Annotated in this window: 15 protein-coding genes; 3 read left to right on the top strand and 12 right to left on the bottom strand. The window is 34.5% G+C overall.

The genetic code is table 11. The features are described 5' to 3' along the window. Positions 1–18: 18 nt before the first annotated feature. A complete protein-coding gene (locus FG383_RS14160) occupies positions 19–837 on the bottom strand; it encodes a mechanosensitive ion channel family protein (RefSeq protein WP_142608045.1) in 819 nt (272 codons plus the stop codon). Between the two features lie 79 nt (positions 838–916). On the opposite strand from FG383_RS14160, the gene yyaC reads away from it, so the two are divergent. Beyond that, positions 917–1,516, top strand: a complete 600-nt coding sequence (yyaC, locus tag FG383_RS14155) for a spore protease YyaC (RefSeq protein ID WP_142608044.1) — start codon at positions 917–919, stop codon at positions 1,514–1,516. On the opposite strand, the gene FG383_RS14150 is transcribed toward yyaC, so the two are convergent. The 11 genes from FG383_RS14150 to rpmH all read right to left on the bottom strand — a co-directional run bounded on the left by FG383_RS14150 (position 1,472) and on the right by rpmH (position 11,536). Continuing rightward, on the bottom strand, positions 1,472–2,179 hold the full coding sequence (locus FG383_RS14150; protein ID WP_142608043.1) for a DUF554 domain-containing protein: 708 nt from the start codon (positions 2,177–2,179) through the stop codon (positions 1,472–1,474). The two genes, yyaC and FG383_RS14150, sit on opposite strands and share 45 nt — an antisense overlap. Before the next feature lie 65 nt (positions 2,180–2,244). Beyond that, positions 2,245–3,081, bottom strand: a complete 837-nt coding sequence (locus tag FG383_RS14145; RefSeq protein WP_142608042.1) for a ParB/RepB/Spo0J family partition protein — start codon at positions 3,079–3,081, stop codon at positions 2,245–2,247. Continuing rightward, a complete protein-coding gene (locus tag FG383_RS14140; RefSeq protein WP_142608041.1) occupies positions 3,074–3,835 on the bottom strand; it encodes a ParA family protein in 762 nt (253 codons plus the stop codon). The genes FG383_RS14145 and FG383_RS14140 overlap by 8 nt, the downstream gene beginning before the upstream one ends. A gap of 134 nt (positions 3,836–3,969) precedes the next feature. Then, complete coding sequence (gene noc, locus FG383_RS14135; RefSeq protein WP_142608040.1) at positions 3,970–4,842, bottom strand: nucleoid occlusion protein; 873 nt, start codon at positions 4,840–4,842, stop codon at positions 3,970–3,972. Positions 4,843–5,034: 192 nt separating this feature from the next. Further along, positions 5,035–5,751 (bottom strand): 16S rRNA (guanine(527)-N(7))-methyltransferase RsmG, encoded by a 717-nt coding sequence (rsmG, locus tag FG383_RS14130; protein WP_142608039.1) that lies wholly within the window; start codon positions 5,749–5,751, stop codon positions 5,035–5,037. A gap of 23 nt (positions 5,752–5,774) precedes the next feature. Beyond that, complete coding sequence (gene mnmG, locus FG383_RS14125; protein ID WP_142608038.1) at positions 5,775–7,664, bottom strand: tRNA uridine-5-carboxymethylaminomethyl(34) synthesis enzyme MnmG; 1,890 nt, start codon at positions 7,662–7,664, stop codon at positions 5,775–5,777. 22 nt (positions 7,665–7,686) lie between these two features. Next, a complete protein-coding gene (gene mnmE, locus FG383_RS14120; protein ID WP_142608037.1) occupies positions 7,687–9,072 on the bottom strand; it encodes a tRNA uridine-5-carboxymethylaminomethyl(34) synthesis GTPase MnmE in 1,386 nt (461 codons plus the stop codon). 335 nt (positions 9,073–9,407) lie between these two features. Continuing rightward, a complete protein-coding gene (jag, locus tag FG383_RS14115) occupies positions 9,408–10,157 on the bottom strand; it encodes an RNA-binding cell elongation regulator Jag/EloR (RefSeq protein ID WP_142608036.1) in 750 nt (249 codons plus the stop codon). Continuing rightward, the gene (yidC, locus tag FG383_RS14110; RefSeq protein WP_142608035.1) at positions 10,154–10,924 is read right to left on the bottom strand and encodes a membrane protein insertase YidC; all 771 of its coding nucleotides are present in this window, start codon (positions 10,922–10,924) and stop codon (positions 10,154–10,156) included. Before yidC ends, jag begins: the two co-directional genes overlap by 4 nt. 69 nt (positions 10,925–10,993) lie before the next feature. Continuing rightward, the gene (rnpA, locus tag FG383_RS14105; RefSeq protein WP_142608034.1) at positions 10,994–11,338 is read right to left on the bottom strand and encodes a ribonuclease P protein component; all 345 of its coding nucleotides are present in this window, start codon (positions 11,336–11,338) and stop codon (positions 10,994–10,996) included. A gap of 63 nt (positions 11,339–11,401) precedes the next feature. Beyond that, positions 11,402–11,536, bottom strand: a complete 135-nt coding sequence (gene rpmH / locus FG383_RS14100) for a 50S ribosomal protein L34 (protein WP_142540824.1) — start codon at positions 11,534–11,536, stop codon at positions 11,402–11,404. Between the two features lie 614 nt (positions 11,537–12,150). Here rpmH and dnaA point away from each other — a divergent pair. Then, positions 12,151–13,494 (top strand): chromosomal replication initiator protein DnaA, encoded by a 1,344-nt coding sequence (gene dnaA, locus FG383_RS14095; protein WP_142608033.1) that lies wholly within the window; start codon positions 12,151–12,153, stop codon positions 13,492–13,494. Positions 13,495–13,665: 171 nt separating this feature from the next. Beyond that, the gene (gene dnaN, locus FG383_RS14090; protein WP_142608032.1) at positions 13,666–14,802 is read left to right on the top strand and encodes a DNA polymerase III subunit beta; all 1,137 of its coding nucleotides are present in this window, start codon (positions 13,666–13,668) and stop codon (positions 14,800–14,802) included. Positions 14,803–15,143 lie beyond the last annotated feature (341 nt).

Raw genomic sequence — 15,143 nt, 5'->3', positions numbered from 1 at the left:
ATTAATCAAGCTATATGATTATGATATTTGAAACCCTTTTTGTTCCAGAAATTCTTTTAAATCTCTTCGTACTTTTCTAGCAACCCCAGCTTGTTTCGTCGGTATTGTTTCAGCAGTAATTCGGACAACTATCTCAGTTGCGTCAAAACTTTGCACTCCTAGAAAACTTGGTGGTTTAACAAGATCTTCGTATTTACTCGGTAACTCTTTAAGAAATTCTTGTATGTTCTTCTCTAAAGCTGGAATATTTGTTTCAGGTGAAACGCTAACATCTATTAAAGCTAATGAGTTATAAATGGAATAATTGATAACAACTGTAATAGTTCCATTCGGAATAATATGAAGTTCTCCAGTATAGCTCTTAACTTTAGTCGTACGTAAGCCAATTTCTTGCACAATTCCATTAGCCGTACCAATCTGTACTTGGTCACCAACTGCAAATTGATCTTCAAATATAATAAAAAATCCCGTAATTATATCTTTTACTAAGCTTTGCGCACCAAAACCAACCGCTAGTCCGACAATACCTGCTCCTGCAAGTAGACCAACCACATTTATGCCAAAAGTGCTTAATATAGCTATAATCGCAGTGAAGTATACAACGTTAGCTAAAATATTTTGAAGAAGCTTCTCTAGAGTATTTTGTCTGCGTTCTGAATAGCCTAAAGGACTTTTTTGTCTAACTAAAAACAACTTTTTAATAATACTTTTACCGACCCTCACCACGATAGTAGTTAGTAATAAAATAACAAGTATTTTAACTAAAACAATACCTAGATCTAGCCAAGTCTCCTCTGCCATTAAATAATCTTTCATTTTCTGTAAAGTTGCATTCATAAAGCTGTTTATCACCTCTACTTGAATAAATAATTTTCTAGATGCATATACTATGCTAAAAAGAAAGCGAGTTAAATATATGAATTCTCAAGCAACAACTATTCAACATCCATCTACTATCTATTATAAAGAAACAGGAGTAGTTTGGCGATTAAGCAACTACTTTTTAGACCATATTCCTTTTGATCATCCAAATTTAGTTTTTTGCTGTATAGGGACGGATCGTTCTACAGGTGATGCGCTTGGACCAATGACTGGTTCATTTTTAACTCAACTCGTTTCCTTTCCATTTCAAATTGTTGGAACTTTAGATAATCCGTTACATGCTTTAAATCTAGAAGAAATAACAGAAGAGCTAAAAAAATTACCTACTTCACCGTATATTATTGCAATTGATGCTTGTCTAGGAAATGCAAACAATATCGGACAGATTATCGTGCATCCCGGTCCACTTTTTCCAGGTAAAGCAGTAAAAAAAGAATTACCACCGATTGGAGAAGTCTCCATTAAAGCGGTTGTGAATATTGGAGGTTTTATGGAGTACAACGTTTTGCAAAGTACCCGACTTAATCTAACATTTGAGATGGGAAAAGTCATTTCACGCTCTCTTCTCCTAGCATGGCATCGTTATAATTTAAAAGTTGTAAATAAAAGCAACAGCAATACCAACGATGACTAAACTCGGTAAGAGATTCGCTACTCTAATTTTCGTTAAGCCTAGTAAATTTAAACCAATTGCAATAATCATAATTCCACCAGTAGCTGTCATTTCTTGAAGAAATAACTCAAGTGCAGCTTCTGGTATTACTTTTGTAATTTGTGTTGCAAATAAGGCAATCATCCCTTGGTAAATGAACACTGGAATTGCTGATAGTAAGACTCCTATTCCTAAAGTAGCTGCAAGAATAACGGAGGTAAAACCATCTATTATTCCTTTACTAATGAGTAATTCATGATCATTTTGAAGACCACTGTTCAGTGCCCCTAAAACCCCCATAGCACCAATAACAAATATAAGTGTACTTGTAACAAAACCTTGTGCAATACTTCCTCCTTGAGAGGCTTTTGATCCAAACTTTCGCTCTATAAATTGACCTAATCTATTTAACCATTTATCCAAGTCAATCCATTCCCCAATAACCCCGCCAAACACTAAACAAATAATGACTAATACAAAATTACTGCTTTCAAATCCCATTTGAATACCTAAAACTGTTACAGCAATTCCAATTGCACTCATAACTGTTTGTTTCATATTTTCCGGAATTCCTTTTAATAGTCTTCCAGCAATAGCTCCAATAATTATTAATAGAGCATTCACAAAGGTTCCTAATAATACCATTCGTATTCCTCATCCCGTCTCTAAAAATACAACCTATTCCTAGGTACCCCTAGAAATAGGTTGTATCATTTTTCTAATAGTTCCAATATTCTTTCTAAATCATCTTCTGAGTAAAATTCAATTTCAATTTTACCTTTATCTTTCCCTTTAGTAATAGAAACGGATGTACCAAATATATCTCTTAACTCTGTTTCTTTTTCTTTTGTGAAAATATCCTTTTCCTCTTTTTTTGTTTCACGTGGAACATTTTCGTTTAACCGTTGTACTAAAGCTTCTAATTGTCGGACGTTCAAGTTTTCTTTAATGGACTTTTGCATGATTATTGGAATTGTTTTTTTGTTTTTCAGCCCAAGTAAAGCTTTACCGTGTCCCATTGTTAAAACACCATCAGAAATAGCATTTCTTACGATGTCTGGTAACGTAAGTAATCGTACATGATTTGCAATATGCGGTCTACTCTTCCCAAGTCTAAATGCAAGCTGCTCTTGAGTTAAACTTAGATGTTCCATCAAGTTTTGGTAGGCTTCAGCTTCTTCAATTGGTGTTAAATCTTCGCGTTGTAGGTTTTCTAAAATAGCAAGTTCCATCATTTGGCGGTCAGTCAACTCACGAATTACAGCCGGTATTGCATCTAAACTAGCAAGTTGGGACGCTCTAAATCTTCTCTCTCCAACTACTATTTCATATTTCGAACCCTTTTTACGGAGAATAATTGGTTGTAGTACACCATGTTCTTTAATAGACTCAGAAAGCTCCTTCATCGCCTCTTCCTCAAAAATTTTTCTAGGTTGAAAAGGATTTGCTTTAATATCCGTTAAACTAATTTGTACTACTTTCTCTGTTTTTTCTAGATCTTCTCCAGGAAAGAGTGCATTAATACCTTTTCCTAATGCTTTAGCCATTACGAATCACTTCCTTCGCTAGTTCTAAGTATACTTCTGCTCCTCTAGACTTCGGATCGTAAATAATAATTGGTTCTCCATGACTAGGTGCTTCACTCAAGCGAACATTTCTTGGAATTATTGTTTTATATACTTTTTCTTGAAAATACTTTTTAACTTCTTCGATTACTTGAATCCCTAAATTAGTTCTAGCATCAAACATTGTTAATAAAACTCCGTCAATTTCTAAGTTTTTATTTAAATGTTTTTGTACAAGTCGAATCGTACTTAATAATTGACTTAATCCTTCTAATGCATAAAATTCACATTGAACTGGTATTATAATAGCATCTGATGCAGTTAACGAGTTTATCGTTAACAAACCAAGTGATGGTGGACAATCAATAATTATGTATTCATATCGACTTTCTACTTCTTGTAATGCTTTTTTTAATCGCACTTCTCGTGAAATAGTTGAAACTAATTCTATTTCTGCTCCAGCTAATGAAATAGTAGCAGGAACAATATCGAGATTTTCTACCTTTGTTTCTTGAATTGTATCTAATACACTCACATCATCTATTAATACATCATAAATACATTGACTTACATCGCCTTTATTCACACCTACGCCACTAGAAGCGTTTCCTTGTGGGTCAATATCTACAAGTAAAACTTTCTTACCTAAGTATGCAAGGCAGGCACTTAAGTTAACAGATGTAGTTGTCTTCCCTACACCACCTTTTTGATTGGCTATTGCAATAATTCTTCCCACTCTTGCACCTACTTTCGTCGAAATTTTTTGACTCTATTCCATTCTATCAAATATCGGAGAGAAATTGGATGTTATTCTTGTAACAAAAGAAAAACTCTCACAAAAAAATGCGAGAGTTCTAAATTAATAGTATATTATGATTTCTTTTTAGGTATTCTTACAGTAATTTGATAAAACTCTTCCATATCTTCTTCTTCTGTTTTAATATTAATACCACTTTTTGTGACCATAGACAAAGATTGTTTTATCGTATTTAATGCAATTCTTACATCTTTACTTACAGCTTTTCTTTTTGATTTAGTCGCTTTTTTATCTTCTTTCATTGGAGGGTTTAGAATTTCTTCCACTTTTTGTTCTAATTGTTTCACATTCCAATGATTTTCTATTGTCATATTCATCAGCTGTAGCTGCATCTCTTTTTCTTTGATCTGCATTAACGCTCTTGCATGTCTTTCGGACAACTCTTTTTTCATAATTGATTCTTGCACTTCTTCAGGAAGTTTTAACAGTCTTAGCTTATTCGCAACAGTAGATTGCCCTTTCCCAAGACGTTGTGCCAATGCTTCTTGGGTAAGTTCATGTAACTTTAATAACTTTTGATAAGCTACTGCTTCTTCGATTGCGGTTAATTCTTCTCTTTGTAAGTTTTCGATTAAAGCAATAGACGCAGTTTCTTTGTCGCTTAAATTTCGAATTATTGCTGGTACTTCCGTCCACTGCAATTTTGTCATTGCTCGAAAACGTCGTTCCCCGGCAATAATTTCATACTTCTCATCATCCATCTTACGGATGACAATTGGTTGAATAACACCATGTGTATGAATCGTCCGAGCAAGTTCCTCTATTTTTGCTTCATCAAAAACAGTTCTCGGTTGATACCTATTAGGTACGATTTTTTCAATTGCTATATTAACTACTTCTTCTAAATGATGTTGTGTGGGTTCCACAACTACATCTTGTCCTTGTTTTTCAGAACTTCCGAAAAAACGAGAAAAAGGACTTTTCATCTAACAAGCACCACCTTTTAGAAACTCTATACACTTAATATTCACGAAAAAATAACACTACTATAAATGTTTCACGTGGAACGTTCCTCAATTTAATGCACCTTGACGTACTTGCCTCCGATATCTCTTTCATCGGAGACATTAACCTAATTTATTACTAAATTAGAAACAGAAGCAAGTGGTCTAGTAAGGCTAAATAATAGGCGTTTTGTTTGGAATACCTGGTTTTCGAGGGTATCTTTTCGGTGTGCTTTTTGTTTTAGAAAAGACATACAACGTTCTTTCACTGTTTTCAATCGGCAAAAGAAATGAATACTCTGCACTTTTTTCAGAACCTAATACATTAAGTGCTTTCTTCGCATCCTTTAACTCATCGGAAGCACTAGCAGCTTTCATCGCAATAAATCTGCCCCCTACTTTTACAAGGGGAACACATAATTCAGACAAAACGGAAAGTCTCGCTACAGCCCTTGCAGTTACGATATCATACTTTTCTCTATATTCGCTATTTTGTCCAAATTCTTCTGCGCGAGCATGTACAAAATGAACATTTGATAACTTCAATTCTTTACTTAAATTCGTTAAAAATTGAATTCTTTTATTCAATGAATCCACAATCGTAACTTTTAAGTCGGGAAAACAAATTTTAAGTGGAATACTTGGGAATCCAGCCCCTGCCCCTACATCACAAACAGAGAAAGAGCCGTTAAAATCTTCATAAAAAGAAGCACTAATAGAATCAAAAAAATGTTTTAAATAAACAGAAGGTTCATCTGTAATTGCAGTTAAATTCATTTTTTCATTCCATTCAACTAGTAGTTCAAAATACTTTTTAAACTGTTCTAGTTGCACATCACTTAGCGTAATTCCTTTTTCATGAAGGGCTTGTTTAAATTGTTCTTCGTTCATGTAGTTCTCCTTATCATTTTAGACTACCCAGTAATCTTCGCTATTTTTCCTTGTTCAATATAAATAAGTAGAATAGAAATATCCGCTGGATTCACTCCTGATATACGAGATGCTTGTGCAATAGATAATGGACGCACCTGCTTTAATTTTTGTTTAGCTTCAGTAGCAATCCCAGAGATTGCATCATAATCAAGTTGATCAGGAATTTTTTTGTCTTCCATTTTTTTAAGTTTTTCTACTTGTTGAAGAGATTTCTCGATATACCCTTCATATTTAACTTGAATTTCAACTTGTTCTTTTTCTTCTAATGATAATTCTACTTCTGAAGGAGCTAGTTCGGCAACTAAATCATAATGCATTTCTGTTCGTTTAAGCAGATCCGCAGCACGTATACCGTCTTTTAGCTCACTCCCCTCCACACTACGTATTAACTCCTGCGTTGTTTCATTTGGTTTAATGAACAGTGTACGAAGTCGAACTAATTCATCTTCTACTCGTTTCTTTTTAGCTACAAATTTGTCATATCTTTCTTGAGAAACCAACCCTATTGTATATCCCATTTCGAGTAATCTTAAGTCAGCATTGTCATGACGTAATAATAGTCGATATTCTGCACGTGAAGTTAGTAAACGGTAAGGCTCATTTGTTCCTTTCGTTACTAAATCATCGATTAATACACCAATATAAGCATCTGATCTACTTAGCACTTTTTCTTCTTTTTTGAGTACACGTAAAGCAGCATTAATACCAGCCATTAATCCTTGACCAGCTGCTTCTTCATAACCAGAAGTTCCATTAATCTGCCCTGCTGTGTATAAGTTTTTAATTTTTTTTGTTTCGAGTGTCGGCCATAATTGAGTTGGAACCATTGCATCGTATTCAATTGCGTAGCCAGCACGCATCATCTCTGCTTTTTCTAATCCTGGCACAGAAGCTATCAACTGACGTTGAACGTGCTCTGGTAAGCTAGTGGAAAGACCTTGTACATAAACTTCTCGTGTGTTTCTTCCCTCTGGCTCTAAGAAAATCTGATGACGTGGTTTATCACTAAAACGAACTACTTTGTCTTCAATAGATGGACAATATCTTGGACCTGTACCTTTAATCATACCAGAATACATAGGAGATAAATGTAGATTATCGTTAATAATTTGATGTGTTTTTTCACTTGTATATGTTAACCAACATGGTAATTGATCCATGATGAATTCAGTTGTTTCAAAACTAAATGCTCTAGGAACATCATCACCAGGTTGAATTTCTGTTTTACTATAGTCTACTGTTTTACTATTCACACGTGGTGGAGTACCCGTTTTAAATCGAACTAAGTCAAATCCTAAATTTCGAATACTGTCCGCTAATTTAATAGAAGGTTGCTGATTATTTGGTCCACTCGAATATTTTAAGTCCCCAATTATTATTTCTCCGCGTAAAAAAGTACCCGTTGTAATGACAACTGTTTCGGCACGGTATACAGCACCTACTTGTGTGATTAATCCAACGACTTTTTCATCTTCTACAAGTAATTCTTCCACAACTGCTTGGTGAATAGTTAGATTTTCTTGTTCTTCAAGAAGACGCTTCATTTCATTTTGATATAATACTTTATCCGCTTGTGCGCGAAGTGCTCGAACAGCAGGACCTTTCCCTGTGTTCAACATTCTCATTTGAATATGTGTTTTATCTATTACTTTTCCCATGGCTCCGCCTAATGCGTCAATTTCACGCACAACAATTCCTTTCGCTGGACCTCCGATGGATGGATTACATGGCATAAATGCAATCATATCAAGATTTATTGTCAAAACAAGCGTTTTTGCACCCATTTTAGCAGCTGCTAATGCTGCTTCCACACCTGCGTGTCCTGCTCCAACAACAATCACATCGAACTTGCCTGCTTCAAAGTTTGGCATGTTCGTTTCTTCCTCTCATTTTTTATTTTCCTAAGCAAAACTGTGCAAATAACTGGTCAATTAGACTTTCTTCCACAGTATCTCCAACTATCTCACCTAATATTTCCCACGTTCTTGTCACATCTATTTGAATCATATCCACTGGCACTTCATTATGGGCAGCTTCAATTGCATCTGTCACGGTCGCTTTTGCTAAATGCAATAAGGATATATGACGAGCATTTGATACATATGTTAAATCCGATGCTTCAATTGACCCTTCAAAGAATAAGGACGCTATCGCTTCTTCTAATTCATCGACCCCTTCTTCTTGAAGTAAAGAAGTTGTGACTATTCTTTTATCACCCGCTAGTCGGTTCACTTCATCCATGTCAATTGCAGTCGGCAAATCTGTTTTGTTAATAATAATGATGCAATCCATACCTTCAATTGCTTCAAATAGTCGAAGGTCTTCTTCTGTTAGTTGTTCTGCATTATTTAATACGAGTAAAAGCAGATCTGCTTCTTTCAATACTTGTCGTGATTTTTCCACGCCAATTCTTTCTACAATATCTTCCGTTTCTCGGATTCCAGCAGTATCTACTAATTTTAACGGAACTCCGCGTACATTAACATACTCTTCTATAATATCTCTTGTAGTTCCTGCTATATCTGTAACGATTGCCTTGTTCTCTTGTATTAAACTATTTAATAAGGATGATTTTCCTACGTTCGGTCTTCCGATAATTGCTGTCGAAAGTCCTTCGCGGAGTATTTTGCCTTGAGATGACGTTATTAACAATTTATCAATTTCATCTCTAACCCAAGTGCATTTATCAATCATAAGTGGAAGTGTCATTTCTTCCACATCGTCGTATTCTGGATAATCAATATTTACCTCTACCTGTGCCAATGTCTCAAGAAGAGCTTGTCTTAATGTTTTAATAAGCCTAGATAATCGTCCATCCATTTGCCCTAGCGCAACATTCATGGCCTTATCTGTTTTTGCTCTTATTAAATCCATAACGGCTTCCGCTTGCGATAAGTCGATTCTTCCATTTAAAAATGCACGTTTTGTAAACTCGCCTGGCTCTGCAAGTCGCGCGCCATTTATTAAAATAAGCTGTAAGACACGATTGACCGATACAAGTCCACCATGACAATTTATCTCGATTACATCTTCTCTTGTAAATGTTTTTGGTCCTTTCATTAAGGACAACATTACTTCTTCTACTACTTCATTCGTTTTAGGATCAACCAAATGTCCATAGTGTATCGTATGAGAAGCTTGGTTTAGTAAATCCTTTTGGTTTGGGGAACGAAAAATTTTATTTGCTATAGGTAATGCATTAGCACCACTAATTCTTACGATTGCTATAGCCCCTTCTCCAAGCGGTGTAGAAATAGCTGCTATTGTATCAAATTCCACAAGTGTCTACCTCCTTACAGTTTAACACTTATCCACATGTGAATAAGTAAAACGAACACGACTATCTAACATATAACAATAACACAAAATACCCAAAACCAGAAGTATAGATACTTTTATTCGTGTGAACAAAATGTACCAATTTAACCATATCAATTACGTCCTGGCATAATAGCGTCCAGACTTTGAACCTGCGCTTAGGCATGCATGATGCAGATCAATTAGCCTAAAATCATTCTCATACTCCCTGCTCCTGTATAAGCTCGTCGCAAAAATAACTGCTGATTAAAGTTAAAAACGGATTTCAGCTATTAAAAGCTAAAATCCGTTTTTCCTTACTTTATTGGTTCTATGACTAAATAACGATTTGGATCTGTTCCCACGGAGTAGGTTTCTATATCTACACGAACCGATAAAGCATGATGAATTATTTTTCTTTCAAAAGAAGACATTGGTTCAAACTCTACTTTTTTACCCGTTCGAACAGCTTTGTCTGCCATTCTTTCTGCAAGCTGTTCTAACGATTCCCTTCTACGTTCTCGGTAATCGCCAACATCCAACTTAATAATAATGAAGGAATTAGAAAACTTATTTGCCACAAGTTGAGATAAATTTTCAAGCGCATTCAAAGTTTGTCCGCGCTTTCCTATTAATAAAGCAGCTTTTTCACTATTTAAATGAAGGTGAATGAACTTTCCTTCTCTTTTTTCAGTTATTACTAAATCGTCTATTTTCATTTCTTTAGCTATTTCATTAATATATTGAATTGTTTCTTCTACTGCTAACTCATTTGTTTGTTCTTTTTTAGGCAGTTCGTCTTCCACAAGTGGCATATTCACTTCTACATCATGCACCTGTTTTATTTCTTCTGCTTCTATTATTTCTTTTTTAGGAACTTCTTCTACTACTTCTCTTTTTAAAACAGTTACTTGTACAACTGCAGGTTTTACGCCAAATCCTAAAAAACCCTTTTTACCCTCTTCCACTACTGTAATCGACACATCTTGCTTGGATACTCCTAGCTTTTCAAGTGCAATAGTTATAGCTTCTTCTTTTGTAGGTGCAGTTTGCGTAATCTGATTCATTTTTTCGACCCTCCCGATTTAACAGGTTCTGTTTCTTTCTTTTTCCAAGGTTTATAAATGAATAAGTTTTGAATAATAGAGATAATATTTCCGATAACCCAATACAATGTTAATGCTGCTGGCAATACAATACCGAATCCTATAATCATAAATGGCATAATATACATCATTATTTTCATTTGGGGATTATCCATTGCCGGACCCGTACGTAATACGATTAATTGCATGATACCAGCAAGAACTGCAAGAATAATACTTGGTTCTGCTAATGCAAACCCTAAAAAGTCGCCTAGGTTAATTTCTGGTGTATTATTCATACGACTTATAGCGTGATAAAAACCAATTAATATCGGCATTTGGATAAACACTGGTAAACATCCAGCTGCAGGATTTACTCCTCTTTCTTTAAATAGAGCCATCATTTCTTGCTGATACTTTTGTTGAGTTACCGCATCTTTTGAACTGTATTTTTCTTTTAACTTTTGTAATTCTGGTTGCACTTCCTGCATGTTTTTAGAGCTTTTCGTTTGTTTAATCATTAAAGGTAGAATTACTAATCGAATTAAAATCGTTACCGTAATAATCCCTAATCCGTACGTGCCCAATAAATCTTTGAAGTAAGTTATAGCTGAAACTAATGGCCAAACGATATATTCATTCCAAAACCCTTCGGAATTAGAATAGATTGGTTCATTAAATTCAGTACAACCAGCAAGTAGTGCAGTTGTTACTACTAGTAATAGTACTAATGATAATCTTTTTTTCAACCTTCTTTCCCCCTAATACAACTTATATATATGTTCATTACATATTACCATTTCTCTTAAAAGTCTACACTAGCTTTTCTTACTAAAAACTTTTGCTATTTTTAAAACATGTTCCAAACTTTTTTTAGTTTCATGAAAATCTAGCTTGGCCGCCGGATTTCTGGCGATAATAATATAGTCCATTTTCGAATATACTTGCTCATGTATTTCTAAAAAGGTTTGTCTTATATATCTCTTTATACGATTACGAACTACTGCATTACCTACTTTTTTGCTAACAGATAATCCAACACGATAATAATCCTCTTCTTTTGCTAAGCAATAAACAACGAATTGTCTATTAGCAAATGACTTGCCTTTTTTAAAGATCTCTTGAAATTCCGCATTTCTTTTTATTCGTTGTCTTTTATTCATCGTTTCACCTGCTCCGACTAATGGTTATAAAAGAAAAAAAAGACCACTGAATGGTCAGTGGACTTATGCTGATAATACTTTTCTTCCTTTTGCACGGCGTGCTGCTAATACGCGGCGACCGTTTTTTGTACTCATACGTGCGCGGAAACCGTGGTTTTTGCTACGTTTACGGCTATTTGGTTGGAATGTACGTTTCATCTATATGACACCTCCTGAGTGATCATCTTAAAAACTTCTTTAGACAGTCTCCGATATTATATATAAACTTCAGTGGTTTTGTCAATTATTTTTCAAATGCGTTTGTTCCTCGTTGAAAAAAGGTTTATCCACAATCAATTTCATTTTTCTCTCTTTGCTTGTGCATAAAAAAATAACACCAAAAATTATCCACATGACTTATGAACATGTTCTGAACATAATCATACCTTGTGGACAACTTAGAATGTTAATAATTTGATAATTGTGGATAACTCTTAAATCTCTTGTAATTCCAATGTTTTTTTGTTACGATATTTGTGTTTTACTTTTTCAAATGAATTTCACCACTTTTCCTTATCCACAACTGTTAGTAATCTGTGGATAAGTTTTTCCACGTACGTTCACAAGAATTATCCACAGATAGTGGATTTGTGTATATGTCTTTATTTGTACATATTAATTATTAACGTAAGCGCCTATTTCTACACTGTGTTATGTGCAGAAAGAAGTTAGCGAGAAACGTTATCCAATATTTCATCGATGCGTTTGAAGAAATAGTCGAAAATAGGCACATTTTATTTACTTTTATCATTCTTAAAAAGGAGATTAGATTATTGGAACATTTAGAAGAACTTTGGGCAAAGGTTCTCTCTGAAGTAGAAAAGAAAACATCGAAACCTAGTTACGAAACTTGGTTAAAGTCGACGAAGCTACTTTCATATAAAGGAGAGACTGTTACAATAGCTGCGCCTAATTCCTTCGCAAGGGACTGGCTTGAAAATCATTATGTCCATCTAATTGCAGGAATTTTGACGGAAGTGACTGGTAACGAACTTCTTATTTCTTTTGTTGTACCAAAGAACCAAGATGTAGAAGACTTTGATATACCAAAACCTAAAATCCCTATGAATAATGGGGATCAATCAGATTTTTCACCCGGAATTTTAAATTCCAAATATACATTTGATACATTTGTTATTGGCTCAGGAAACCGTTTTGCTCATGCTGCATCATTAGCTGTAGCTGAAGCACCTGCAAAAGCATATAATCCTCTATTTATATATGGAGGAGTAGGATTAGGAAAAACCCACTTAATGCATGCGATTGGTCATTACGTTAAAGAACACGATCCGAATGCAAAAGTGGTTTATTTATCTTCTGAAAAGTTTACGAATGAATTCATTAACTCTATTCGAGACAATAAAACAATTGAATTTCGCAATAAGTACCGGAACATAGATGTCCTGCTAATAGATGATATTCAATTCCTTGCAGGAAAAGAATCAACTCAAGAAGAATTTTTTCATACTTTTAATGCATTGCATGAAGAATCTAAACAAATTGTTATATCTAGTGATAGACCACCTAAGGAAATTCCAACACTAGAAGATCGCTTGCGTTCTCGTTTTGAATGGGGACTAATAACAGATATCGCACCCCCAGATTTAGAAACAAGAATTGCTATTTTACGCAAAAAGGCAAGAGCCGATGGATTGGACATTTCAGATGAAGTAATGGCCTATATAGCAAACCAAATTGATTCGAATATTAGGGAGCTAGAAGGTGCACTAATACGAGTAGTAGCCTATTCTTCTCTTGTAAATAAGGATATCAATCCAGAACTTGCCACAGAAGCATTAAAAGATATTATGCCTAATGCCCGTCCAAGAATAATTACCATTTTAGATATTCAAAAAGTAGTTGGAGAGCATTTTCATATTAGGCTGGAAGATTTCACTGCTAAAAAACGGACCAAATCAATTGCATTTCCCCGTCAAATTGCTATGTATCTTTCACGCGAGTTAACGGATTTCTCTCTCCCGAAAATTGGAGAAGAATTTGGTGGTCGTGATCATACAACTGTTATTCACGCACATGAGAAAATTTCTAAAATGTTGAAGGATGATTTAAATTTACAAGATGACGTAAAACAAATTAAAACTATTTTAGGAAGATAAACTCTTTGTGGATAAGTGCATTTCTTTTCTATTTACTTAGGAACAACTTATGCACATGTGGATAGTTTGGTTTTAAAGGGTTAAAATACACTTATCAACATATCCACAAGCCCTATTACTATATCTATTAATCTTTTAAATAAATAATAACTATATAAGCGAGGTACAAAAATGAAATTTGAAGTAATGAGAGATAGTTTATTAGAGGGATTAAATGACGTAATGAAAGCAGTAAGTTCAAAAACAACAATCCCAATTTTAACTGGTCTTAAGTTAGAGGTTTCAAAAAGTGGACTTTATATTACTGGAAGTGATTCTGATATTACTATCCAAACGTATATACCAACTGAAAGAAATGGAGAACAAATTATTAAAGTCACAGAAGTTGGATCTATTGTTTTACAAGCTAGAGTATTCAATGAAATCGTACGAAAGCTTCCTACAAATGAAGTAGAAATAGAAGTAACGAATCAATTTCAAACACATATTCGATCAGGTAAATCTGAATTTAGCTTGATTGGATTAGATGCTTCTGAATATCCTTTACTTCCTCAAATTGAAGAGGATCGTCAGTTCTTTATTGCTTCTGATTTATTAAAATCGATTATTAAAGAAACTGTATTCGCAGTGTCTACGTCAGAAAGTCGTCCAGTACTTACAGGTGTAAACTGGCAAGTAAAGGAAGGAGAACTTCACTGTGTAGCGACTGACAGCCACCGTTTGGCAAAAAGAAAAACTGCATTAAAGGACTTACCGGAAGAAGAATATAGTGTTGTAATTCCAGGAAAAAGCTTAAATGAATTAAATAAAATTTTAGAAGAAACATCTTCTGAAGTTGCAATTGTTATGACGCAACAACAAATTTTGTTTAAAACAGGGGATGTATTATTCTATTCCAGATTACTGGAGGGGAATTATCCTGATACATCAAGATTAATTCCAAATGAATATAAAACAACCATTCTTGTTAACGGAAAATCACTGCTGCAAGCAATTGATCGTGCTTCATTACTCGCAAGAGAAGAGAGAAATAATGTTGTCCGTTTTTCAACTATTGGGCAAGGTTTTGTCGAAGTATCTTCTAATTCCCCTGAAATAGGAAACGTAGAAGAACAAATTCAAGCAGAGTCCATAGACGGAGAAGATTTAAAACTTTCTTTTAGTGCAAAATATATGATGGATGCTTTAAAAGCAATTGATGGTCAAGATGTAAAAATTATGTTCTCTGGAGCTATGAGACCTTTTGTGTTGAAATCTGTTCACGATGATTCTATTTTGCAACTTATTTTACCGGTAAGAACTTATTAATTAGCAATGAACTACGCGTATAAGAGGGAGATAGTCACAATTGTGGCTATCTTTTTTATACTTTAAGGAATTATAAATTATATGGTATGTGGATAACTTTCTATCAACAACAGAAGATATGCCGCTGTTTAGGGATACTGCGCACTACGACAAAGTATCTGCTCTATTTTTACCTGGAGAAGAATGTGTTTTTATAAATGCGCAACGTTCATAAAAAACGAGTCCTAGTGACAGTCGTCTCACTTCAAGTAAGCTTGTTATTTTAAGAATTGATTGCTTTCACCAATAATTTGGTTGCTCTCGTGCTGATTTGATTGCTTTCCGAGTAGAATTGGTTGCTT

Source organism: Psychrobacillus soli (assembly GCF_006861775.1).
GTDB classification, from domain to species: domain Bacteria; phylum Bacillota; class Bacilli; order Bacillales_A; family Planococcaceae; genus Psychrobacillus; species Psychrobacillus soli.
The sequence above is the reverse complement of the archived record's forward strand: the minus strand, read 5'-3'. Positions and strand labels throughout refer to the sequence as shown.

Excerpts from the sequence above, each read along its gene's own strand:
- FG383_RS14160 (WP_142608045.1), bottom strand. The coding sequence starts at position 837 with ATGAATGCAACTTTACAGAAAATGAAAGATTATTTAATGGCAGAGGAG.
- yyaC (WP_142608044.1), top strand. The coding sequence starts at position 917 with ATGAATTCTCAAGCAACAACTATTCAACATCCATCTACTATCTATTAT.
- FG383_RS14150 (WP_142608043.1), bottom strand. The coding sequence starts at position 2,179 with ATGGTATTATTAGGAACCTTTGTGAATGCTCTATTAATAATTATTGGA.
- FG383_RS14145 (WP_142608042.1), bottom strand. The coding sequence starts at position 3,081 with ATGGCTAAAGCATTAGGAAAAGGTATTAATGCACTCTTTCCTGGAGAA.
- noc (WP_142608040.1), bottom strand. The coding sequence starts at position 4,842 with ATGAAAAGTCCTTTTTCTCGTTTTTTCGGAAGTTCTGAAAAACAAGGA.
- rsmG (WP_142608039.1), bottom strand. The coding sequence starts at position 5,751 with ATGAACGAAGAACAATTTAAACAAGCCCTTCATGAAAAAGGAATTACG.
- mnmG (WP_142608038.1), bottom strand. The coding sequence starts at position 7,664 with ATGCCAAACTTTGAAGCAGGCAAGTTCGATGTGATTGTTGTTGGAGCA.
- jag (WP_142608036.1), bottom strand. The coding sequence starts at position 10,157 with ATGAATCAGATTACGCAAACTGCACCTACAAAAGAAGAAGCTATAACT.
- rnpA (WP_142608034.1), bottom strand. The coding sequence starts at position 11,338 with ATGAATAAAAGACAACGAATAAAAAGAAATGCGGAATTTCAAGAGATC.
- rpmH (WP_142540824.1), bottom strand. The coding sequence starts at position 11,536 with ATGAAACGTACATTCCAACCAAATAGCCGTAAACGTAGCAAAAACCAC.
- dnaN (WP_142608032.1), top strand. The coding sequence starts at position 13,666 with ATGAAATTTGAAGTAATGAGAGATAGTTTATTAGAGGGATTAAATGAC.